Annotated in this window: 22 protein-coding genes; 6 read left to right on the top strand and 16 right to left on the bottom strand. The window is 44.1% G+C overall.

Annotated elements, in window-relative coordinates; genetic code table 11:
- Positions 1-219: 219 nt before the first annotated feature.
- Positions 220-366: a hypothetical protein gene (locus I8U23_RS12770; RefSeq protein WP_156473352.1), complete on the top strand. Its 147-nt coding sequence runs from the start codon at positions 220-222 to the stop codon at positions 364-366.
- A 29-nt stretch (positions 367-395) separates the two neighbouring features.
- Positions 396-1,190 carry an SDR family NAD(P)-dependent oxidoreductase gene (locus I8U23_RS12765; protein WP_198051111.1) on the top strand — a complete coding sequence of 265 codons (795 nt, stop codon included), beginning with the start codon at positions 396-398 and terminating at the stop codon, positions 1,188-1,190.
- Positions 1,191-1,232: 42 nt separating this feature from the next.
- On the opposite strand, the gene I8U23_RS12760 is transcribed toward I8U23_RS12765, so the two are convergent.
- The 12 genes from I8U23_RS12760 to I8U23_RS12705 all read right to left on the bottom strand — a co-directional run bounded on the left by I8U23_RS12760 (position 1,233) and on the right by I8U23_RS12705 (position 11,175).
- Positions 1,233-1,856 (bottom strand): DMT family transporter, encoded by a 624-nt coding sequence (locus I8U23_RS12760; protein WP_198051110.1) that lies wholly within the window; start codon positions 1,854-1,856, stop codon positions 1,233-1,235.
- 14 nt (positions 1,857-1,870) lie between these two features.
- The gene (locus tag I8U23_RS12755; RefSeq protein ID WP_198051109.1) at positions 1,871-2,125 is read right to left on the bottom strand and encodes a hypothetical protein; all 255 of its coding nucleotides are present in this window, start codon (positions 2,123-2,125) and stop codon (positions 1,871-1,873) included.
- Between the two features lie 90 nt (positions 2,126-2,215).
- On the bottom strand, positions 2,216-2,743 hold the full coding sequence (locus I8U23_RS12750; protein WP_037996397.1) for a hypothetical protein: 528 nt from the start codon (positions 2,741-2,743) through the stop codon (positions 2,216-2,218).
- The gene (locus I8U23_RS12745; protein WP_131470862.1) at positions 2,731-3,300 is read right to left on the bottom strand and encodes a hypothetical protein; all 570 of its coding nucleotides are present in this window, start codon (positions 3,298-3,300) and stop codon (positions 2,731-2,733) included. The genes I8U23_RS12750 and I8U23_RS12745 overlap by 13 nt, the downstream gene beginning before the upstream one ends.
- Positions 3,301-3,338: 38 nt before the next feature.
- Entirely contained in the window at positions 3,339-3,761 is a 423-nt protein-coding gene (locus tag I8U23_RS12740) for a hypothetical protein (protein WP_037996393.1), read from the bottom strand.
- A 502-nt stretch (positions 3,762-4,263) separates the two neighbouring features.
- Positions 4,264-4,899, bottom strand: a complete 636-nt coding sequence (locus I8U23_RS12735) for a DUF4241 domain-containing protein (RefSeq protein WP_131470863.1) — start codon at positions 4,897-4,899, stop codon at positions 4,264-4,266.
- 671 nt (positions 4,900-5,570) lie between these two features.
- Positions 5,571-6,116, bottom strand: a complete 546-nt coding sequence (locus I8U23_RS12730; RefSeq protein ID WP_037996374.1) for a hypothetical protein — start codon at positions 6,114-6,116, stop codon at positions 5,571-5,573.
- Positions 6,117-6,507: 391 nt separating this feature from the next.
- The gene (locus tag I8U23_RS12725; RefSeq protein WP_121873905.1) at positions 6,508-7,029 is read right to left on the bottom strand and encodes a hypothetical protein; all 522 of its coding nucleotides are present in this window, start codon (positions 7,027-7,029) and stop codon (positions 6,508-6,510) included.
- Between the two features lie 41 nt (positions 7,030-7,070).
- Complete coding sequence (locus tag I8U23_RS12720) at positions 7,071-8,336, bottom strand: hypothetical protein (RefSeq protein ID WP_198051108.1); 1,266 nt, start codon at positions 8,334-8,336, stop codon at positions 7,071-7,073.
- Between the two features lie 78 nt (positions 8,337-8,414).
- The gene (locus tag I8U23_RS12715) at positions 8,415-8,843 is read right to left on the bottom strand and encodes a hypothetical protein (protein WP_131470871.1); all 429 of its coding nucleotides are present in this window, start codon (positions 8,841-8,843) and stop codon (positions 8,415-8,417) included.
- A gap of 633 nt (positions 8,844-9,476) precedes the next feature.
- A complete protein-coding gene (locus tag I8U23_RS12710; RefSeq protein WP_131470872.1) occupies positions 9,477-9,716 on the bottom strand; it encodes a hypothetical protein in 240 nt (79 codons plus the stop codon).
- A 19-nt stretch (positions 9,717-9,735) separates the two neighbouring features.
- Positions 9,736-11,175 (bottom strand): HNH endonuclease signature motif containing protein, encoded by a 1,440-nt coding sequence (locus I8U23_RS12705; protein ID WP_131470873.1) that lies wholly within the window; start codon positions 11,173-11,175, stop codon positions 9,736-9,738.
- A 273-nt stretch (positions 11,176-11,448) separates the two neighbouring features.
- Here I8U23_RS12705 and I8U23_RS12700 point away from each other — a divergent pair, with 273 nt between their 5' ends.
- Positions 11,449-12,045 carry a YdeI/OmpD-associated family protein gene (locus I8U23_RS12700; RefSeq protein ID WP_198051107.1) on the top strand — a complete coding sequence of 199 codons (597 nt, stop codon included), beginning with the start codon at positions 11,449-11,451 and terminating at the stop codon, positions 12,043-12,045.
- A 59-nt stretch (positions 12,046-12,104) separates the two neighbouring features.
- Here I8U23_RS12700 and putP read toward each other — a convergent pair whose 3' ends face one another.
- The 3 genes from putP to I8U23_RS12685 form a co-directional block, all read right to left on the bottom strand.
- Positions 12,105-13,568, bottom strand: coding sequence for a sodium/proline symporter PutP (gene putP / locus I8U23_RS12695; RefSeq protein WP_131470875.1), 1,464 nt, complete (start codon positions 13,566-13,568; stop codon positions 12,105-12,107).
- Between the two features lie 181 nt (positions 13,569-13,749).
- The gene (locus I8U23_RS12690; protein WP_170151266.1) at positions 13,750-15,363 is read right to left on the bottom strand and encodes a thiamine pyrophosphate-binding protein; all 1,614 of its coding nucleotides are present in this window, start codon (positions 15,361-15,363) and stop codon (positions 13,750-13,752) included.
- Between the two features lie 120 nt (positions 15,364-15,483).
- Positions 15,484-16,383, bottom strand: a complete 900-nt coding sequence (locus tag I8U23_RS12685; RefSeq protein ID WP_062843370.1) for a cation diffusion facilitator family transporter — start codon at positions 16,381-16,383, stop codon at positions 15,484-15,486.
- 225 nt (positions 16,384-16,608) lie between these two features.
- On the opposite strand from I8U23_RS12685, the gene I8U23_RS12680 reads away from it, so the two are divergent.
- Positions 16,609-17,568 (top strand): phosphotransferase enzyme family protein, encoded by a 960-nt coding sequence (locus I8U23_RS12680; protein WP_062843371.1) that lies wholly within the window; start codon positions 16,609-16,611, stop codon positions 17,566-17,568.
- 28 nt (positions 17,569-17,596) lie between these two features.
- On the opposite strand, the gene I8U23_RS12675 is transcribed toward I8U23_RS12680, so the two are convergent.
- Complete coding sequence (locus I8U23_RS12675; protein WP_131470878.1) at positions 17,597-18,619, bottom strand: murein hydrolase activator EnvC family protein; 1,023 nt, start codon at positions 18,617-18,619, stop codon at positions 17,597-17,599.
- A 455-nt stretch (positions 18,620-19,074) separates the two neighbouring features.
- On the opposite strand from I8U23_RS12675, the gene I8U23_RS13480 reads away from it, so the two are divergent.
- Complete coding sequence (locus tag I8U23_RS13480) at positions 19,075-20,121, top strand: hypothetical protein (RefSeq protein WP_232335534.1); 1,047 nt, start codon at positions 19,075-19,077, stop codon at positions 20,119-20,121.
- Positions 20,019-22,730, top strand: coding sequence for a trifunctional glycoside hydrolase family 18/polysaccharide deacetylase/glycosyltransferase family 2 protein (locus I8U23_RS12670; protein WP_370526953.1), 2,712 nt, complete (start codon positions 20,019-20,021; stop codon positions 22,728-22,730). The genes I8U23_RS13480 and I8U23_RS12670 overlap by 103 nt, the downstream gene beginning before the upstream one ends.
- Positions 22,731-22,773 lie beyond the last annotated feature (43 nt).

The raw sequence follows: 22,773 nt of genomic DNA, 5'->3' as shown, positions 1-22,773 counted from the left end.
GTGTCAAGGCGGCCGAGAACATTCGGCATCCGGACCAAGCCGTTATCATCAGCCAAGATCAAGGAGAGGATCAAAAAAGAAGCCTGGGAAACAGTAACTTAAAGGCTTCTGTGATTCGCTTCGGAGCTTGGGCAGCCGGAAAAACATCCTGTACAAAAGCCTGATAAAGTAGGGAAAATTCGCACTATTGCTCTGTACCACAAACCGACGGCACACGCCGTGAACCGGCTTTTGGCCAAACCGGCGGTAACCACCGTGATTACCCGCGCCAAGAACAAAGCACAAGTGTTGCAAAATGTTGCCTCGAGCCAACGGAAACTGACCCGCGAAGATATTGCACGGCTCGACAACTTGGCCGCCGTCTGAACAACACAAACAAGAAAGGGGAATGATCCATGGACCTCTTTTTAAAGGAAAAAAAAGTGCTCGTGACCGGTTCCACTTCCGGAATCGGAAAAGCAACCGCCCGACTGCTTGCTCAAGAAGGGGCCACCGTCCTCATTAACGGGCGCCGGGAAGAAAAAGTGCAACAAGTCATCAAAGAGATCCAATCTTCCCATCCCGAAGCATCACTGGAACCGGCCGTTGCCGATTTGAGTTCTGAAGCCGGATGCAACGAAATCATCCAAAAGCATCCGGAAGTCGATATTTTGATCAACAACCTCGGAATCTTCGAGCCGGCTGATTTTTTTGAAACCGGAGATGAAGAATGGCAAAAGCTGTTTGAAACCAATATTTTAAGCGGGCTTCGTTTATCCCGCCATTACCTCAAAGGAATGCTTGAGCGAAATGAAGGAAAAATCCTCTTTATTTCCAGTGAAGCTGCCATCATGCCATCTCCGGAGATGGCCCATTACAGTGCAACCAAAACCATGCAACTGTCGATCTCCAGAAGCTTGGCGGAATTAACCCGGGGAACCAACGTGACCGTCAATACAGTCATGCCCGGATCCACGCTAACCGAAGGCGTGGAAAAACACATCCAAAAGCTATACCAAGGAGAAACCATGTCTTTGGAGGAAGCGGAACGTCGGTTTATGAGCGAACACCGGCCGAGCTCCCTGATTCAACGGCTGATCCGCCCGGAAGAAATTGCCTCTTTTGTGGCATTTTTGTGCAGTCCCCGTTCCTCGGCCATCAATGGCGCTTCGCTCCGGATCGACGGCGGGCTGGTTCATACCATTTTTTAAACTCATCAATACAGGGCAGTCTGTCCGAAAGCAGCACTGCCCTCATATGATCTTTCCTTGCCGGTTAATCAAAAACAAACCGGCAATAATAAAAACCATTCCCAAACCGGCCATAAACGACAGTTGATTTTTAAAAATGATGTAATCCAGCAGTGCGGTGACCGGCGGGACAGCATACAACAAGCTGGTGACATTTGTCAGATTTCCTTTTTGGATCATAAAATACATCATCATGGAAGCGCCAACCGAGATCACCAACGCCATCCAAAACAAACTGATCAAAAAGGTGGAGTTCCATTGAACATGCCATCCTCCAAAAAACGGGAGAAACATTGAAACAACCAAAATACCTCCGGAATATTGAATGGCCATGTTGACCGGCTGACTGATAGGAATTTGCTTTTGCATAAATGTACCGGTTGCGATACAGACCAAGCACAAAATGGCGCTGATTAAGCCATATAAAGTGAAGTTTGGCTTTGTGATATTATCAAAAACAACCAAAATCAATCCGCTTAACCCTAAAAAAAGCCCAAACCACTTGGTTTTGTTTTCCCCCAAAAAAGCTGTAATGATTGGTTGTGCACCCAAAATAATTGCCAACATTCCCGGAGACATGTGTTGATCCAGTGCAAAAAAATAAAAAATTTGGTATCCGGCTTGCAACAGAAGCCCCGTAACTATAATGTACCCCCATTCTTTTTATCGTTTTCGGGTAAATGAATCGGCTCATCAAACAAATGCCCCAGAGTAATGCCGTTGATAAAAGAAAACGAAGAAACACAAATGTGAAAGGATTGGCATACTCCAAACCGAGTTTGACGAAAATTGCTCCACTGCTCCATGTCAAGATAAAACTGACTGGCAAAACCCATTTCCAACTGTTTAACGCTTGTAAAGGGAGAGGTTGCAATGGAATATTCATTCTTTTTCACCTTCACTCACCTCATTAAGGTCATAGAATCCAAAAACATTTCCTTACCGGCAACCTGTAAAAAGAAGCAGTGCTTTTTGCGCACTGCCCTTCACTGATTCAAAAACCCTCGCAAAGTATGAATTTGGTTCAATTCGTATTGATAATCACATTGCTCCTTAAAACATTCTGTCATCGTTTGAAAAAACATCTCTGCCCCATCCAACAATGCTTCCAAAAAAGCTTTTTTCGGCAAGACGGCTTCCACTTTGTCATTGGCTTGCAACCGGTAAAGGACCCAATCCTTTGAAATCGATTGAATGGACAGCTTGACGGGTTGATCCGGAAATAACGTTTCTCCTTCCCCGGTTTTTACCACCTGTTCCATCACATCGAGAAGATACCCCCACAATTGGTCAACCAAATCCCATGCATCCACATCCAACAAAATCTGATCCGAATCCAAATCAATCAATTCAATGGCGCCATGAATATAATGGAAATCGATCTCACTTTTCATCCCGATTAACTCATCCGCATTGCCGATTGCCACAAAGTAATCATTTCTCTTTTGCTTTAACTGTTTTAAATCAGTGATCTCTTTTCCAGGCTTTAGAATCAACGAATTTACATAGAACAATTAATCCACCTACTCTTCAGGATAAAATTGGCCCACTCTTCCCCTGCCAATATCAGCTCCGGATTAATGTGTTCCCATTCCTGAACATATTGTTGGCATTTGTTTATCGCTTCTTCTTTCAATTCTTCATAAGTGATTTTTTCATTTATAAATTCATATTTATAATATGGTAATGGTTTGGTGACGACCGTTTCACGAATATCAGATAGTTTTTCTGACGGAACGAAAATGGCCCCTGCATAGAGATGGTTCGTTTGCTTTTCTCTTTTAAATTCGATGAATACCTCCAATGCATCAATATCACTCACCGCCACGTAATCATGCCCTTCCAAGAGTTGCACAGCTTTCAACAAATGACAAAACCAAATCGTTATTAGATCCCATCCTTCTTCACCGGGACGAAGTTCATTTTCATGGTAAGTTTCGTCATTATAAGCTTTATCGTTAAACCGAATCATAAAAAAACCTTCGATTTCGCCCCAGTCATCAAATTGGTATCGGTCCAATGTTTTCAGTTCATCAAAGTCTTCGATAATTCGATATTTAATTTCAACCACTGCTTTTCACATCCTTGCTGTGTGAGAAATAAAAAACATTAAACCAGCGACAAAAGATAATTTAATAATTCAGGTTTCTTATGCAGATAAATATAGGATTGCGGAGCAGAAGTATTAAATTCATTCTTCAAAATTGTCAAATCAACCTCTTTCTTCAACGGGTGTATATTTTTAATTGGCAGAGCCATTCTCCCCGGTTTTTGTCCATGAATAAATTCTTGGACACCAACACCTTCATGACCGACCAAATCTTTTGGCTCCCAGATGGGTTCATCCAACTCAAGCAAGGCTTTTATTGCACCAATAGGCTTTGTAACATAAATAAAAGCATTTATTTTCTTGTTTGGGAACCGGTTTCTGAATTCATGCTTTTTCTTCCCTGCCATAATCAGTTCATAAAACTGTGGCTTTAAACTAATTAAAATGTATTCTTTTTCATCAAAACGTGTTGATTGTTTCACTCAATTCCCCTCCAATTAAAAAAACGGCCTAAATCCAGAGAAATACGATTATCTTGATTGCCGGGAGCTAAACCAGACATTGATCAGTTCCCATCCTTCTTCACCCAAACGTAGCCCGTTTTCATGGTAAGTTTCGTCATTATAAGCTTTATCGTTCAATCGAATCCCTCGATTTCTCCAATCATCAAAGCGGTATCGGTCGAACGCTTTCAGTTCATCCAAGTCTTCGATGATTCAATATTTGATTTCAACCACTCTTTCCTCTCCCTGCCGTCCAAAGTAACTTGGTGTAAGCTTATATGTTCCGTTAGAATGAAAGTGATAATTTCCTCTCCTTCTGTAGTTGTATATGTACATTTCATAGTTATTGGACGACTGCTCTTTCTACGTACCAAGAGTGATAAAATCCGCCAAAATCTTCATTCATGCACTGCTCCGCTCCTTGTGACAAAAATCCGAACTGCTTTTCGTTATGCAGTTCGGATTAATGAATTTACCTTTATTATTCATCTACAAATAGTCCAAAATCTGTTACCAAACAGCAAACCTCATTATTCTCATCATATCCCCAATAAGAAGGAAAAAACCCATCACCCAATCCGCTTTTAAAAGCAATGATATTCAGCGATGAGTCTATTTCAAAATTACACCAATCTCTTGTAGGTGCATAATTTTTCTCCATTTCTGCCAAAAGGAGATCTTCATACTGCGGGTTGTCATCCAAAATGCTAATATATTTTCGAAAAGTTTCTTGGTCTGCAAAACTGCCCGTGCCACTATTCACCGGATACCCATAGATCTCATCTTCTTCCAATTTGCTTAAATCTTGTCCATCTAATAATGCCATTTCCCAACGAATGGCCCGGCTGTTTTTGAATTTGATTTTTGCAGCTCCTATTCGTTCGTCACCATCATCGACATAATGAACAATATTTAATATCACAGGGTAATTTCCTGAAGGAATTTCTTTAACAAATGGATCTGTGTCGGGTAAAAAAGGATCACATGCAACAATTTTACCTGAAGGCAGGTTTAATGTTCCTATGTTAATGTTTTTGGTTTTTCCTTTTCCTATACTTGTCTCAAATATCACATCATCTTGAAAAAAGTAGCAAAAATCCGGCACCTTGATTTTCATCAAACTCAATCCTTTCTACCAATCATTACCACTAAGCAAACTTGAAATTATACTTCCCACCCGCAGTCCCTCTTTACCATAAAAAATCTCCGAAACCCTTACTTATCCCGGCTTCTTTTTTTCTTTTACATTCCTTTTAAAAAATGTGATTTGGCTTTTTCTTTTTGATTTTTTATGAAGTAATTTGTATAGATCTTCGTCAATCTCACGATAAATGTAATTCTGCATTCGCATCAAAATCAAAAGAGCTTCCAAACAGTCCGGTTTCACTTCGACAGCCTTTCTTAAGCAATTGATGGTATAAATTACCCTCTTCTCCATAACCCTCTTTATCTTTAAAAGAGTTTAGGCATTTAATAAAATCCGTCAATACAAAAATGTTGTCGATACAATGCTCCTTTTCTTTAATAGTTTCTATAAATCTATTCAAAACTATTCATTTCTCTCACCCTTTTTATAATTGAGACCACGAAGAAATTATATTCTTAACTGTAACATAATGATTCCAAGCGATTTCAGGCATCTTACCTTCTTCTGAAAATCATCCCTTTAAATTAATATTAGAAAATTAATTAAAGAGACAATTCTATTCGATATAAGAAAGACAGTGCCTCTTTAGCACTGCCACCAAGTCAAACAGAACATGCCTAATCAAAAATCTTTGATTCAGCTCATTCATCCCACCACTTTTTCAGTTCATTAATATATTCCGGATCTTTGGTGGCCATGATGACTAATGGAGCGTAATCCAAACCAATAAATATGGATTCATCATTTCTTGTAAATAATAATCCTTTATCCACTTTCACCGGATAAATGTTCAAGAACTCTTCTGTTGAACGCTTTACCTCGATGGATGAACCTTCTTCATTGATAAACGTATCAAATAAAAACAATTTGGAAGTATCCTCCAAATTTTCATCCCTGAAAATGATTGATTTCCCATTTTCCTTCTCATGTATCTCAAAGTCAGGCCATCCTTTTTCGATAATGATACTAAACTCTTCATCCTTAAACGCACCGAAATTCTCAGTTATTCCTTCAATGTGAAAACATTGGCCTTGATCTGTTTTTAAATACACTTTCGTACAATAATATGTATCTTTGTAACGACGGTAGCAACGTTCCACAATCAAGTATATATCGATTTTGTTTGCTTCGCACAGTTCTTTAACATATGCTTTGTTAACCTCTAAATCATACACATGATACTTCACTCTTCTCACCCCATACTATGGTTTGAAATGAATATCTTCATAAACTCCGTTCATCCAAACATCTATATTTACACTGCCATCATTTTTCGTTCTAAACTGCGCCAACATGTTATCATTTTTATCATATATTCTTGACCAACCTTGTCTAGGATCATCTGGTTCAAATATATTCCCTTTTTCATCTCTAATCGTTATACTTCTTTCTCTAGCAAAATCAAAAATTTCTTGTGGGACATTCTATAGCAATCAGCCAAATATTTGGTAGGTAATCATCTCAGCTGTTTCGTGTATGTTTTTATCTGTATGAAAATGTTACATATAAAAAGCAGCCTGCTGTCTACAGGCTGCTTAGGAATGACTCACAGGAATTGTTTTCTTTCTGATTTCACTTCTACACATTCTTTTTTAAATAATCCAATATAATTGACCTTGCTGTGAAACATTCTTTATATGTTTTGGCATACCCATATCGGATGGCATTTTCTTTAGACAGCCCCAAATTCATATGTTTAAAAAAATCAATCCCTCCATCAATAATTGTCAGGAAAAAATCCCTTTTGGGCAAATACCATTTTTTCTCCTCTAACAAAAATAAAACAATCCCCTTTTGCAATATTTTCATTTCCATTTCTAGTGGACGATCCGGAAAATACCCTTTACTTTCTTTATCGTAAATAGCCCTTAAAGTTAAATCAATAAGTTCCGCCCAAAGCTGATCAATAAGATCAAATTGTTTTTTTGATAAAATAGGTTCTTGATAATAATTTAATTCTATATGACCATCTAAATAATTATGATCAAGATAAGGATCGATTTTTCTTATTAAACTTGTTTCAGTAACTTCAATTTCATCAGGTACATCCAGATCTGGAGCGTCTATGGGTAAATAAATATAAGAATGAACCTCAAACATTAAAAACATCTCCTTAAAAATTGAGAAATAGTAGTTATATATTATTTTACTTTAGGGTAGAATTGGCCGACTCGACGGATTGCTTTCCCATTGGAATAAATATTATCTTTAAAGCCTACTACATATTGAATACCATCAACTTCAATTGCATTTATTTTACCTACCTGAAAATTATATGGTTTTCTTGCGTTTTTACGAATATTTTCTTTTTCTTGTATAATAATCATTGTTAGCACATCTTCGACGTCTTTTTCTGACATTTTACTTGGCAATAGAGTAGTATCTTTATAGTCCCCACTTCTAGTTGTTCTTACTTTTGGATTAAAGTACTTTGGATGATGACTTTCCAATATATGTTTCATTGCATTTTTGTCTAAAGAAATAAATATATTACTATCAACTTGAACGGTGATATTTTTGAAATTCTTCAAATAATTATCCAGATCATCTGGATTTGCGGATCTGATTCTTCCATCTTCTATCCATTTTTTCATTTGTTCTCCTGGTATATTCACAGGATAATCCGGCAATGCCAAGTCTTTCCCGGTTACACTGTTACGTTTTTTGCCAAGAATTTTTTCAAAGTATTCTTGATAGGCTTGGTTCGTATTTTGATTAGGCAAAGGAGTATTTTTGATTAAATCATTTCTTTGGGCTAAGTTTATAGTTTGGTTACCCCCGCCTCGTTCACAATGCCCGCCATTAGGCAACAGCATCATGGCCACATAGCTGTCTGCCGGTTGTTCATAAACCAGGCAATCCAGCTTTTTGTATACCTTCATGGCCGCAGGGGCAATTTTGGGGATTCCAAAATATCCAATTACTGTGAGAGCCGTTCCGGTTACACCGGTAATTGCCGCGTTCTTCCAATTGATATTTAACTTTCGGGAAAGAGTACTGGCGGCATTTTTCCAAAAATCTTTGGTAAACACTTTTTGTACTTTTTGTACGGGGGCGGGCAGTTTTTCAAGCAAACCACTTCCTTTTCTCGCCAATTTGCTTGCCCTTGCCATTTTGCCGACTTTGTCCGCACCTTTGGTTCCCACCACAGCCAAGACAATTTCTCCAAGCGCATAGCCAAACCATTCTGCACGGCTTTTCGCATCCCCGTGGATCACATCACGTATAAACGATTCGGAAATGGATTGCCAAATTGCTTTGATGGTATCAATCGGATGGGCAATCGAATGAAACAAATTTTTTAATGTTTCAATGGGATGTGCTATGATATCGGCGATCCCTTTGAGGGCATCCCAAAGGGCTTTACCCAATCCTTTAAAGAAGCTGCCGGCAAGCCAAATAGACAAATAATTGGTTGGATATCATCTTTCATTATTACTGACAAAAACATGAAAAAGACAGTGCTAAAAAGCACTGCCCCTTTTCTATTCAACATATTGACCTGTTTTTGGATCTTTGTAACACCAATGCGGATCATAGGATTCTTTTATTTTTTTCATATCTTCCAATGTATACACCAAGTCAAAGTCCGGTACATAAAAATAATGTTTGGGATTTATTTTCAAATATTCGTAACCGAAGCGAAAAACAACATCTTCTTTATTTGCAATTTTTTCGATATATCCCACACAACATAAATCCAGTCCCGGATCCAGTCCGACATCTTCGTAGTCTGTAAAAGGTTCATCCCACATGTATTCTTTAGAATCAACATAACACAAAAAAGCTTTATCAGTTTTTTCTTCACGAATTGTAAAAGTTGTGTATTTAAAGCGACCGTTTTTATACCTCTTCGTATTACTGCAATAAAAGCCTAAATTGGCCCGAAACGAAGAAACAACCGCATCAGCCAAAAGTTATTCAGGAGTATATTCTACACGTGGCATTAAAATACATGCAGGAATTCCCATAACTTTAATACCTCCTTATTATCTAATCTCTTATATTAAACCCCAACTCCTTGTACTTCCTTGATTTTACTCACAAAGCCTTTATCTGTATGAAAATGTTACATACAAAAAGCAGCCCGCTATTACAGGCTGCTTAGAGCAATTTTCATCATTGAGCTTCGGGATTTGGTATTTTGAGATTACCCAATTTTAACAAGTTCTTTGTTAATTGAATCGAAATCGATATGGATTTCTTCTGTTAAGAGACCGCTCTAATATCATTGTCTTGCTCAAATATTTCCGAAAAACTTTTCATATTAATCCAATTATCTTCATTCTTGTAAAAACATTATCAGATATAATTCGTTTATGCCCTTTTATCTACTTTGAGTTAAATACATTGTATTATATGTTAGTCTAACTCTCAATAAATAATCTACTGCATTTGAATCTATAGGCAGTCAGGTTATACTTTAATTAATGTTTAAATAATAAAAAATATTAATGTTATATATAAAAAGACAGAGGTGACTTTATGTCATCTCTGTCTAACCCTCCTTCTTAAACAACCCAGAAACCTCCAAAATCCAAATACTATTAATCATCACTTGGTGGAGGTGTAATAATTGGTTGATATCTTAGTGCCTTTTCAACAATTTCTTCTGGAGTAAGTTCATTATCACTCCAATAAATCAACCTCATTAATTCTTTAAAATCAGGTACTGATTTTTCCAATAATGACAAAATTTCAGTCTCTTCTTCTTCAGAGAATTCTACATTGATTAGCTTTCTAACTGTAACTATCAATTCTTCTTTTGATTTGATGAATTTGTCCATTGTAATCTTCCCCCTCTTCTTAGCGCCCAAAATGATATTTTTTATCTAGTATTTCTTGATGCATTTTAGGAGTCACTATAATTAAGTTATCTAAATCGTATACTCCCCCTCCATCATGAATCGGCTTTCGATGATGAAGAACGTAATTACGTTGACCACCATGCCATTGTTGGGGAAGTGTAAAAGGAGCTTTCCCTGATCTCATTCTGCTTATATTACTAGCACTAAATTCACTGGCGTATCTAGAATTTGCAACAGCTCTCCAGAATGCACTTCTAAACTCATTAAAATTACTAAAATCCCTGCCCCGTAATTGATCTGCAACCTCCTTTGGAATCACACCAATATTCCCTTGCGTACCACGCATCATTTTTTCAACACTGGGAGCATTAATTCCCCCTGATACTGTACCCGGCGAATTTCTTAATTGTGTAGCATTTACAGAGTTTTGGTTTCTAGCCGAAAACTTCTGCAACCACTGGCCGAATGGAGTATCTCCAATGCGTGTTCTTGTTGGGCTGGTCAGGGCCGCAGAGTCACCGCTCATGACGAGGGATTGGGAGAAGCTTGGAACCTCCCGGTTGTTGATCCATCGAATAATGTCATCCGAGTTCTTGCTTATATATTCACCGCCGAAAACAATCCCAAACCCGAATACGGCAGCGATAGCAGTATTCTTCCAATTGATTTTTCCCGTCTTAAAAATATCCCACAGGCTCTGGTCGACTCCTGCCCCCACAGCGCCGCCAAACATCTTGGGAAAGGCCTTTCCCAACCAAGGAATTCTGGTTCCCAACCAGCGTCCCACATTGCTGGCAATCGCTCCTGAACCGGCTGCCCAACCAAAGAGAGCGGAAAGTACTCCTATGACCCCTCCCAATAACATATCTGTCAACATCTCATCGCCAAACAGCTCGTTTCCAGAAATCCATGAAATAATCCCGCTTACCAATATACCAAATAAAATGCTTACCCCTGTGGTTACCGCAACCGCCGCTCCAACGACAAATCCAACAACAGCGGCGACGATGCCGACAATAGTTAAGACAATAAGCGCAATTCCCTTATGCTCCATGATCCAGTTCCCGAATGATGCCAAAGCATTTACGGCAACATCGGTGATCTTGGAGATAATGCTTTTGATCTCTTCCCAAAAAGCCGCTACTTTTTCCTTGGTCCAATGGATGAACTCAGAACCTTTCTCGCTGACCCACTCCCAGCCGTCTTTGAAAAATTCGGCTGTCTTGTCCCAGAATCCTTTTTCTTCGGCCTGCACATCTGTGTTATGGATTGGTTGTTGTTTTTGCGGACCGGGGTTGTGTTCGAACTGATCGAAATCTTCATTCACCTTGGGAACATCAAATCCCCCGGGTTCGGCATAACCCGTGCCGCTGGCCAATGCGAATGATCCGGCCAACAAAACCAGAAGGGCAAAAAACGAGCGCAAAAACCTGTTCACGCTGTCAAAACCTCCCGTGAAACTTTTTCGTTGTGAATCTTTGGTTCCCTTCAATTTTTATGTAACATTAAAAGGATACCGAATGTATATTCGGTTTTCAAGGTGTTGTCATTTTTTTAAAAATATTGTCAATTGATCAGAAGGGATGTCTTCACCTGACTGAGTCTGACAGGGGCGATAATGACGGGATCCCTTCATCTATAAAGGAAAGAAAGATCAGAAATACTACATACAACTGAATCCATTCGTAACTTTAAAAAGGAGTGTTCGTGAGTGACAAAGAGCGAAAAGAACCCAAAGGTGGATGCATTGATCGCCAACGCCCGCCAGTGGAAGGAAGAATTTGAGAAGCTAAGAGAGATTGTTCTTGACTGCGGGCTGACGGAAGATTTCAAGTGGAGGCACCCTTGTTACACATATGAGGGAAAAAATGTTGTCTTGATCCACGGGTTTAAATCGTATTGTGCGTTGTTGTTTCACAAAGGCGCTTTGTTAAAAGATCCCCATGGCCTCTTGGTCCGACAATCGGAGCATACGCAATCCACAAGGCAAATCCGATTTACCCAGGTTCAAGAAATCATGGACAAAAAGCCCATCTTAAAAGAATATATCAAAGAAGCCATCAGAGTGGAAAAAGCCGGGTTGAAAGTAGATTTTAAAAAAACCGATGAATACACCGTCCCAAAAGAGTTGCAAGAAAAATTTCATGAAATGCCGGCCTTGAAGACTGCTTTTGAAGCATTAACCCCGGGACGCCAACGGGCATATCTTCTTTATTTTTCAAGAGCCAAGCAATCCAAAACCCGGAAATCCAGGATCGAAAGGTATGTCCAGCATATTCCCGACGGGAAGGGAATAAATGACCAATGAGATTCCAAATAAGCAAAAAAGCCGCCTCAACATGAGAACGACTTTTTGCGATCCGGACGTCATCCGGATTGTTTGATGGCTTGATCAAATTCTTCCAATACTTTCGCGGAAGGTTTGGAGGTGATCAGACTGACCACGATGATGGCGATGGTACAAGCGATAAATCCGGGAATCATTTCGTAAACTTCTGCAAAAGCTTCAATTTGTTCCCAGATGATGACCGTAACCGCCCCGGTGATCATTCCGGCCAAGGCCCCCCACTTGTTCATCCGTTTCCAATACAAGCTCAACAACACCACGGGGCCGAATGCCGAACCGAATCCGGCCCAAGCATAACCAACCAAATTCAAAATGGTTTCGTTCGGATTCAAGGCCAGATACAAAGCGATCAAGGAGACAATCAACAGGGAAATCCGTCCCACCAGCACCAGTTCTTTATCCGATGCCGAACGGCGCATAAACGCTTTGTAAAAGTCCTCGGTCAACGCACTGGCGGTCACCAGCAATTGCGAAGAAATGGTGCTCATCACTGCCGCCAAAATGGCCGCCAGCATGAAACCGAAAATCAGGGGATGGAACAAGACGTCCGACAAAACGATAAACACGGTTTCCGGATTGGCCAGATTTTGTGCGTTTTGATGAAAGTAAGCGATGCCGAGCAATCCGGTAAACATCGCTCCGACGATGGAGAAAATCATCCAGCCCATTCCGATCCGGCGGGCACTTTTCATTTCCTTGACCGAAGTGATGGCCATAAAGCGGACGATGATGTGGGGTTGTCCAAAATAACCCAATCCCCAGGCCAGGAAAGACAAAATGCCAATGACGCTCGTTCCTCTGAACGCATCCAGCAATGCCGGATCAATGGACTTGATTTCCGAAACGGTGGTTCCCCATCCCCCGATTTCAAACAGGGTCACCACCGGTACCAGAACCAAGGCGATAAACATAATGGTTCCTTGCACAAAGTCCGTCCAGCTGACCGCCAGGAATCCCCCAAACAAGGTGTACAAAATGACGACGCTGGCGGTTAACCAGACTCCCCACGCATAATCCATGCCAAATGCGGTTTTGAACAATTCGCCGCCGGAAACCATGCCCGACGAGGTATAAAAGGTAAAAAAGACAAAAATTACCAGCGCAGAGACGATTCTGAGAATCCGCGATGAATCCTGAAAGCGGTTCTCGAAATAGTCCGGAATCGTGATGGAATTATTTGCAATTTCCGTATAAGTCCGAAGACGGGGTGCCACATAAAGCCAGTTCAGATATGCCCCCAACGTCAGTCCGACCACAATCCAGCCGCTGCTCAGCCCGGCGGCGTACATGGCGCCCGGCAATCCCATCAACAACCATCCGCTCATGTCCGATGCCCCGGCACTCAACGCGGTGACCGCCGGCCCCAGGTTTCTCCCGCCCAACATGTAGTCCGACAAATCTTGTGTCCGGCGGTAAGCAAAATAACCAATTACCAACATGCCAATCATATAAATGCTTAATGAGACAATGACACCTGCATTCATCCAAGCTCCCCCTGGAATTAGATTTGTGAGCGTTTTCAATCTCAAAGAAAAGTCCGAAGAAAAAGGTTCAGCGGTACCGCCAAAGCAATTTCACATATAAATACTTTTCTTTAATGCAACAGTATGTCATATTTGTGACATTTCGTCAACATTTGTGCATTTCGCCCCAATTTGTTCCATCCTATTTCCCGATTTTGGTATGTGGCACCGTTTTGGCTTCGCATACGATTTCCACCAAGGTGACACAAGGTTCGGAGAGAGCCTGTTGAATGACCGGTTCCAACTCCGCTTCGGTCTCCACCCGGTAAGCCTTTGCCCCCAGTCCGACGGCAACCGTGGACAAGTCGATGTGGGCAAGTTCGGCGCCGAGCGTTTCCAGCCCTTCGGCGAGCATTTTGTTTCGCTCCATGGCATATGCCTGATTTTTCAGCACAAAGACGGTCAGCGCCAACTGCTGGTTCACCGCCGTGTTCAACTCGGCAATGGTTTGCAAGATTCCGCCGTCCCCGGCAATGGCGACCGATTGCCGGCCGGGGGCGCATAATTTGGCGGCAATGGCCGCCGGCAAAGCAAATCCCAACGTTCTCCACTTGCCGGACAGCAAAATCTCTTGTTCCGCAAAATGAAAAACCCGTTCAAACCATAGGGTGTGATCCCCCGTATCCACGGAAATCACGGCATCTGGATCCACCTGTTGATTGATGGCGTAAAGAACGCGCTGCGGGGCCAACGGCGATTGAATTTGTTGGATTTCGCCGGCCACTTTCAGATCCCACGCCGCTTTTTTCTCCTGAATCGTTTGCTCCCACTCCGGATTGGAATTCGTGGAGACATCGTTCACCAGTTCCGGGAGAAGCGAGCCGAGGTTCTCAACCAGTGCAGCTTTCGGGACATGGGTCCGCCCGATGTTTTCCGAAACACTGTCCACTTGGATCACGGGAAGATCCTGGGGCACGTAATCCTCCGGCCACCACGTCGCTCCCAGAATGAGGCACAAATCCGCCTCATGCAAAAGTTGGGTGGAAGCTTCCGATCCGCCTTGCCCCAAACCGCCGACAAACAAAGGATGATCATTGGGGACGCAGGATTTGGCCGGCATAGTGGTAATGATGGGAGCCGTCAATTTTTCCGCCAACCGGACCACTTCCTCCCGCACATTTCGGATTCCCCTGCCTGCAAGCAATACAGGCCGCCCGGCCTGCTCCAAGAGCTTCAGCACCGTTTGGTACTCCTCCTGGTAAGCAATCACTGACGGATCCGGAGGTGGCAATGGAAACAGGCGGGACCGGACGGTTTGTTTCCACAGATCTTTGGGAATGCTCAAATGCGCCACGGTGCCTCTGGCCAATGCAGTTTTTGCCGCCAGATTGAGTTGGGTGGGAAAAGCTTCAGGGTTCACCGTCGTTGCCGAATATTGCACAACGGGTTGAACCAAACGTTGTTGGTCGATTTCCTGATGGCTTCCCGTGCCCATGTTTTTCGTCGCCACTTGGCCGGTCACCGCCAATACCGGTGCACGGTCAAAATAAGCATCGGCCAACCCGTTTATGAGCAATGCGATCCCCGGGCCGCTGGTGGCCATGCACACCGCCAGCTTTCCGGTCAGTTTCGCTTCGGCGGAAGCCATCAAAGCGGCGGCCGTCTCATGGCGACAAGCGATATAACGGATCCGGTCTTGTTTGGCCAGTTCATCCAACAACTCCAAATTTGCATCGCCGATCACCCCGTAGATGCGCTCGCATCCCCATTCTGTCAACTGATCCAACAAATGTTTGGCAACGGTTCTGTCTTCCATCCCGATCATCCTTCAACACTTTTTAACCCCATTTATTTCCATTTTAGAACCCTTTATCCCGAAAGCCTGCAACAAAAAAAGATGACCGGTTGGTCACCTTGCGTTGGATCATGGGGGTTGTCAGAGCGATCGGATACATTTTTTCAACTCGCCGGCCGGTTCCACATGAACATGCACATGGCGGATGTTGTCAAAGCCGATTAACTGTTTTTCCACCTTTTCCGTGATCTCATGGCTTTCTTCCACTGACAAAAAAGGATTCACTGCGATCGTGATTTCCACGAAAACATACGGACCGTGATAGCGTGCCCGGAGTTCCCGGACCTGGTCAATTCCGCTGATCTTTAGCACCTGTTGTTCGATTTTCTCCAGCTTCTCTTGATCAAATCCGTCCATCAGTTCGTCAACGGCCGGGCGGCCGATCTCCCAACCGGTTTTAAAAATCATACCTCCGACCACCACCGCCAGAAGCGGGTCCATCCAATGCCAGCCCCAATAAGCTCCCGCCATGCCCACCGCTGTCCCGAGACTGACCAATCCATCGGACCGGTTGTCACAGGCGGCGGCTTCCAAGGCTTGGCTGCCGGTTTTTTTGCTCAACGAAAAATTGACATACGACACGCCGAACATGATCAGCGCCGAACCGATCGACACGGCAAAGGCCCACGGATGCGCCTCATTTTGTGGCGGACGCCACAGGGCCTGAAGCGCACGCACCCAAATTTCCACCGCCACCAACACCATGAACGAAGCCGCCACCAGGGTGGCAATGGTTTCCGCCTTGCGATGGCCAAACGGATGGTTATGGTCTGCCGGTTGCTGTGAAACTTTTAATCCGATCAGGATGGCAAAGGAAAGCAACAAATCGGAAACATTGTTCAATCCGTCCGCAAACATCGCTTCCGATTGGATATGTAACCCCGTCCAACATTTCAAAAGAGACAAAACCAAGTAGGCGGCCATGCTGAGCCATGCCCCTTTTTGGGCACTCCTTGGGTCCGGTCCGGATAAATTCAACAAATTTCTCCACTCCTTTTCCCTGCCAAAGCATTCTTATCATAAAAGGCAAACCGGCTTTTCGTCCAGAGCAACGTTTTTTGCCTTGGCAAGAAAAACTGACATCCCTCATCTTTTTTGGATGCGTCCAAATTGCCCGATTGTCACCAGGCTTTGATAGAACTTTCCCATTGACAAATGGTATGATGGAGACAGTATTGACTGAATGGAGATAGGTGGGTTATTGGTATGTGGAAAAAAGAAATCGTACAAGAAGCATGTCGCAAATTTCAGGGAAATGCAGATTCACTCCGGTTCCTGGGTGGATTTCATGAAAATGTCTATGAGTATGAGCGGGACGGGGAACGGTTCATCTTAAAACTGATTCCAATTGCCCGAAAAGACGAAGGCCAATTGAATCTGGAACAGCAATGGATCTCTTATCTCCGGTCCAACGGCGTCCGGCTGCCGGAACCCGTCTTGTCGGAAAACGGCCGGCCCGTTGAAACGATCATTCGATTGCCCATCCCCTGCTGCATCATATCTTATAAAAAGGAAAAAGGAGAAAAAATCCATGCATCCAATCCGTATGTATGGAACCCCCGATTGCTGCGCCGGATCGGACAAACGATGGGAAAGATCCATTCGCTGTCATCCCGGTTTACGCAACGGGCCGCCATCCCGGCATATGAAGAATGGAACGAAGGAGAGATCTTTTACCGGGACTTCTCTTTTGTGGACGGCTGGATCGCCGACCGCTTCAGTTTATTTTTGCAAAAAGTCCGCTCCTTCCCCAAAAACAGCCAATCTTACGGTTTGATCCACAATGATTTTCAGCCCGGAGGTTTTTTGGTTGATCCGCATGATCAGGTGATTTTGTTTGACTTCAAGCACATAAAACACCATTTCTTTACATACGAGATTGCCACCCTTCTTTTCCACGCATTGGAAGGGTTTCCCGAAAAAAATCATGAAACACTGAAAGATTCGTTCCTCCACTCATTGATGGAAGGATATTTTTTGGAACACCATCTGGAAGACGGCTGGCAGGAACAAGTGAACTTTTTCTTGGAATACCGGCTGTTTTTCTTGTATATTTCCCTTCTCACCTTGATTCCGACCGAAAAATTGAACCACTGGCAAAAGGAACAACTCCTTCGTTTGAAAAGCCGGTTGGAAAAACGGCAATTTTTGGTCCGAACGGAATAAAAAAAGCCACCTCGCCGGGTGGCTTTTTTTATTGAATGTAGTTCCTCGGATTGACAGGCGTCCCGTTTTTATGTACCTCAAAGTGCAAGTGCGGGCCGGTCGACCGCCCGTTGTTCCCGACGGCGGCAATTTGTTGCCCTCTGGAAACGCGCTGTCCGACACTGACATTTACTTGGTAACGGTACATATGGGCATAAAGGGTGCTCAATCCGTTGCCATGATTAATGATCACGTAAATTCCGTACCCACCGGGGTTCGATTTAATCGATTGAACCACGCCGGATTCTGCGGCGTAAATCGGTGTCCCCACCGGACGGGGAATGTCAATTCCCGCGTGTATGTGTGTCCCGCGGTTTTGGGAGAAGTTCCAATAAACCGTTCCGCGCGTGCTTGGAAAGGCAAGGATTCCGCCTCCCCCGCCAGAACCGGCGTATTTTTGCATCAGCTCTTTTTCCTTGGCTTCCAGCTTGTTCAATTCTTCCCGGTGTTTTTGAAGTTGCGCCTCGATTTCTTTTACTTTTGCTTCCGATTGTTCCAAAAGTTCAGATTGGGCTTTCTTTTTCTCTTCCAACTCTTTTTTGTTTTTTTCCAGATCCATTTTTGCCTTCACAAAAACATTGAGTTCGTTGGCCTGTTCTTTCATGAGAATGCGCATCACTTCAAACCGTTCCAAAAATTTGGAGAACGAATCCACAGTGAACAGGTGAGCCAAATGCGTCCCGTCCCCCTGTAGATACATGCGTCTCAAGTTTTCCCCGAACGACTTTTCATGCTTTTCCAAGTACGTTTGATTGGCTTCGATTTTCTTGTTGATCTCACCGATTTGTTGGTCCAATTGGGTGATTTCTTGTTCCACTTTCGCCAATTCTTTCTGGGTCTCTACCTTCATGTCCTGAATTTTTTCGATTTCGCTTTCCGACTTCTTCTGTTGGTCACGCACTTCTTCCAGTTCTTTTTTTCCGGACTCCGCATTCACCTGTTGGGCACCGGTGATGAAGGATGCGGACAGGATACAGGCCGTAAGTAAAATGGAAAGCAGCTTCCTGACCATCTGTCTCTCCTCTTTATTCTCAGTTTTTGAAGCTTTTACTATTCTACTATTTTAGCAAAAATAATCCAAACACCGATTACCAAAATTTATAACAGATTAGTGATACCAATCTGTCCTTTTTCAAGTATTTTTTACCAGATCCATCCATGACAGAATCTTATTCTCTTTCCAGAAACTCTAACTCTTTGACAGATCAAGGATATCTTTTAATCCAATCTTTGTCAAAGCCCCTTCCGGTTCATGACCTCCTTCAAAGCAAGCTCACTGGTGAATTTCCCGGCGATTGTGTCGATCCTTTGAACAAGAGAAAAGTTGCACTTAATCCAATATTTTAATTCGAATATAAACGTAGGATTGCTAAATGAAATATAATTTTATTTTTAAAAAACGGAAAACCTGCAAAACCATTCATTCTTTACCAACTTCATGAAAGACACCTGAAGAGGTATTGCAAAATGAGACGAAAAATTGCCAATATCATCTTTTCCTTGTTTTTTGTCGGTTCGTATCAGAAAAGAGCCGCCGGCGGAACACTCGGTGTATTGCTCGGGATCCTGCCGATCGGACACACGGCATGGATCATCGGACTCATCCTCAGCCTGGTCTTTCGTCTGAATCTGTTGGCGGTCTGTGTGGGAATTTGTGTTTCGCTTTTATATCCGCTTCTGCATGTGGCGGTGTACCGGATGGGGATGGACCGGTTTTTTCCCACCGCGGATGAAACCATTCTTTATCTCTTGACCGGCGCCCTGTTTTTGCTTGTATGCCACGGGATCTTTCTCTTTCTTTACAAAGACGTACATATCCGGACGCTGTCCAATGAAGAAAAAATGTTTGTCTTCCATGACCGGGGCAGAAGGTGGAGATTTTTAAAGCGGGCTTTCCTGATTTTAAGCCTTCTTTCCTTGGTCAGCCTGGCCGTATTCGGGATCAGCCTGTATGATCATCCGGTCGTTCCTCCGCTCTATTCAAACTCATGGGCGAAATCTTCCATTCAGCCGGCTGAACGGAATGACGTGTCTTCCGACGGCGAATCGCCTGTGTTCCCCGGGGAAACCGGAACACAAGAAGCAAAAGATTTCACAACTTATGCCTATTACGTCCCTTGGGATTCCAAAGGCTGGTTTGATTTGAACACACTGGGGCACATCAAAGACATCGACGTGCTGATTCCGGAGTGGTATTCGCTCACCCCCGATTTGACGCTGGACATCAAACGGGACGAGAATGTGGACAAGCTGGCTGAGAAACATCATGTCAAAATCATTCCAAGACTGAATAATTTTTCCGGTCAAGAGTGGGACGAACCGGCGGTCCGGCGCCTGCTGGCCTCGCCGCAAAAGCGCGCCGCATTGATAGAAAATCTGCGCCAGGACGTAAAAAACACGGTTATGCCGGGATCAACATTTATTTTGAAAAGGTCCGGGCTGAAGACAAACTGCGGTTTACCCAATTCATCAAAGAACTGTCTTTTGCCTTTCATCAGGACGGGCTCAAGGTGATCCACAGCGTCCCGATTCGCGATCCTGCTTATGATCTCCTCGCGCTGTCCAAATATGCCGATTATCTGGATGTCATTTTGCATGAAGAACATCATAAAGAAGGGTCTCCGGGGCCGGTTGCCTCCTTTGACTGGGTGAAACAATCCCTGGAGAATTTGCCGGTTCCTCCTTCCAAACGGATCATCAGTCTGGGGACTTACGGATACGACTGGACGGTTGGAAAGCAAACGCCAGCTGAATCCTTGACTTTCGACCAAGTCATGTTGCTGGCCCGACAGCATAATTTAAATATTGAATGGGACCGGGCAAGCAACAATCCCACCCTGCGTTACAAAAAAGGAAATGAAGAACACATTGTCTGGTTTTTGGATGCGCCGGCCTTTTACAATCAATTGCGCCTGATCCGGCAATATGGCGCCGAGGGAATTGCCTTTTGGCGGCTGGGTTCGGAAGACCAAGCGATTTGGCCGTTGATCAACCGGGATCCCGATGCCTTGGCCGACATCAAGCAAATCTCCAGCCCCATTCCTGAATACATCGGCAACGGGGAAATATTGTCTGTCGCGGACACCGAAAAAAAGGGAACCCGTGATATCACCATGCAAAACGAAAAATGGATCCAATCCGTCGACTACCGTCACCCGTCTTCCCCGCTTCTGATTCAGCGGTTTGGCTCAGTGGACGGGAAGAAAATCGCACTCACGTTTGATGACGGTCCCGACGGCACCTATACCGGGAAAATCCTGGACATTTTAAAAGAGCACAACGTCAAAGCTTCTTTTTACATTACCGGCAGAAATGCCGTGTTACACCCGGATCTGGTGGAACGGTTGTATGAGGAAGGGCACGAGGTCGGCAACCATACGTACTTTCACCCTCATTTGGGACAAGTCCATCCGTTGCGCGTGCAGCTGGAGTTGCATGCAACCCAACGGTTGTTCCAAGCCTTTACCGACCACACCATGACCACGTTCCGCCCTCCCTATCAAGTGGAGTCGGAACCGCAAACCTTGGATGAAATCCGGGCCATGGTGCGGGGAAGCGGATACGGATATACGATGATCAGCAAAAACATCGAAACGTTCGACTGGCAAAACCCCCCCAGCGAACAAATCCAAAAACGCGTTTTATCCCAGTTGAATCTGGGACATATCGCGCTCATGCACGATGCCGGCGGGGACCGCTCGGCAACGGTCCGTGCACTGCCCGGCTTGATTGAAACCCTGAAAAAAGAAGGGTATCAATTTGTCACCGTCAGCGAGTTGACCGGAAAAACGCGGGAGGAAGCCATGCCTTCCATCCAGCCGGAAGAAAAGATTTACATGCCGTTTGTCAAAGCCGTGTATACCGTATGGGGATTGTTTCAACACAGCTTCACCTTTCTCATCTATGCGGGCATCGGCATCGGGTTTGTCCGGGTCGCCTTTTTGATGTATTTCTCCTTCCGGCAACGGATCAAATTCAAAAGGCGGGTCAAATGGCTGAACCGGGGAGCGGAACTCGTCGATTTCCATCCGATGGTCAGCGTGGTGATCGCCGCTTACAACGAGGAAAAAGTGATTAACAAAACCATCCATTCAGTATTGAAAAGCCGTTACGACCAGTTGGAAGTGATCATCGTCAATGACGGATCCACCGACCGGACCGAAGCGGTGATCAAACAGGAGTTTTACCATGATCCCAGAGTCCGGGTGATCACCCAGCCCAACAGCGGAAAAACAACGGCCATCAACCGGGGATACCGTCTGGCCAAAGGGGAAATCATTGTGTCGATTGATGCCGACACCCTGATTACGGAAGACACCATCCCGCTTTTGGTCCGGCACTTCCAGGATGAAAAGGTGGCGGCAGTTTCCGGGAACGTCAAAGTGGGAAACGTCCGGAACCTGATCACGCTGTGGCAACATGTGGAATATATCACGGGCTTTAACTTGGAACGGAGGGCTTTTGACGATTTGAACTGCATCCCGGTCGTTCCGGGAGCCATCGGTGCTTGGCGCAAAAAAGCCGTCGAAGAAGTCGGTTATTTCCAGCATGACACCTTGGCGGAGGACACCGACATCACCATCACCCTGTTACGCCACGGCTACAAAGTGGAGTTCGAAGTGCGCGCGCTTGCTTACACCGAAGCGCCCGAAGACTTAAAAAGCCTCATCAAACAGCGGACCCGCTGGATTTACGGAACGTTGCAATGTTTGTGGAAACACCGGGGCGCTCTTTTCTCCAGAGAGCAAAAAGCACTGGGATTTGTTTCCCTCCCCAATATGTGGATCTTTCAATACGGGGTGCAAACTTTCTCGCTGTTTGTCGACTTGCTCTGCCTGTTGAGTTTGTTTACGGAACACGCCGTCACCACCATGATGTTTTATGCCGGATTCCTGCTGTTTGACCTTTTGGCGGCTTATTTCGCCTTCCAATTGGAAAAGGAAAGCCCCAAACCGTTGAAATGGCTGTTTATCCAGCGGTTTGTCTACCGGCAACTCATGTCTTACGTCGTCCTCCGTTCGTTCTACTATGCATTAAAAGGCGTCTCAGTCGGTTGGAACAAACTGAACCGGAACGGAAATGTGCAGCTGGAAATGAAAGAGCCCGTCAAACGGACCGGATAATGAGCATCAAAAACTCTCCTGGCCACTTGGATTCAGGAGAGTT

It is taken from the genome of Thermoactinomyces sp. CICC 10735 (genome assembly GCF_016055175.1).
GTDB lineage: Bacteria > Bacillota > Bacilli > Thermoactinomycetales > Thermoactinomycetaceae > Thermoactinomyces > Thermoactinomyces vulgaris.
The sequence above is the reverse complement of the archived record's forward strand: the minus strand, read 5'-3'. Positions and strand labels throughout refer to the sequence as shown.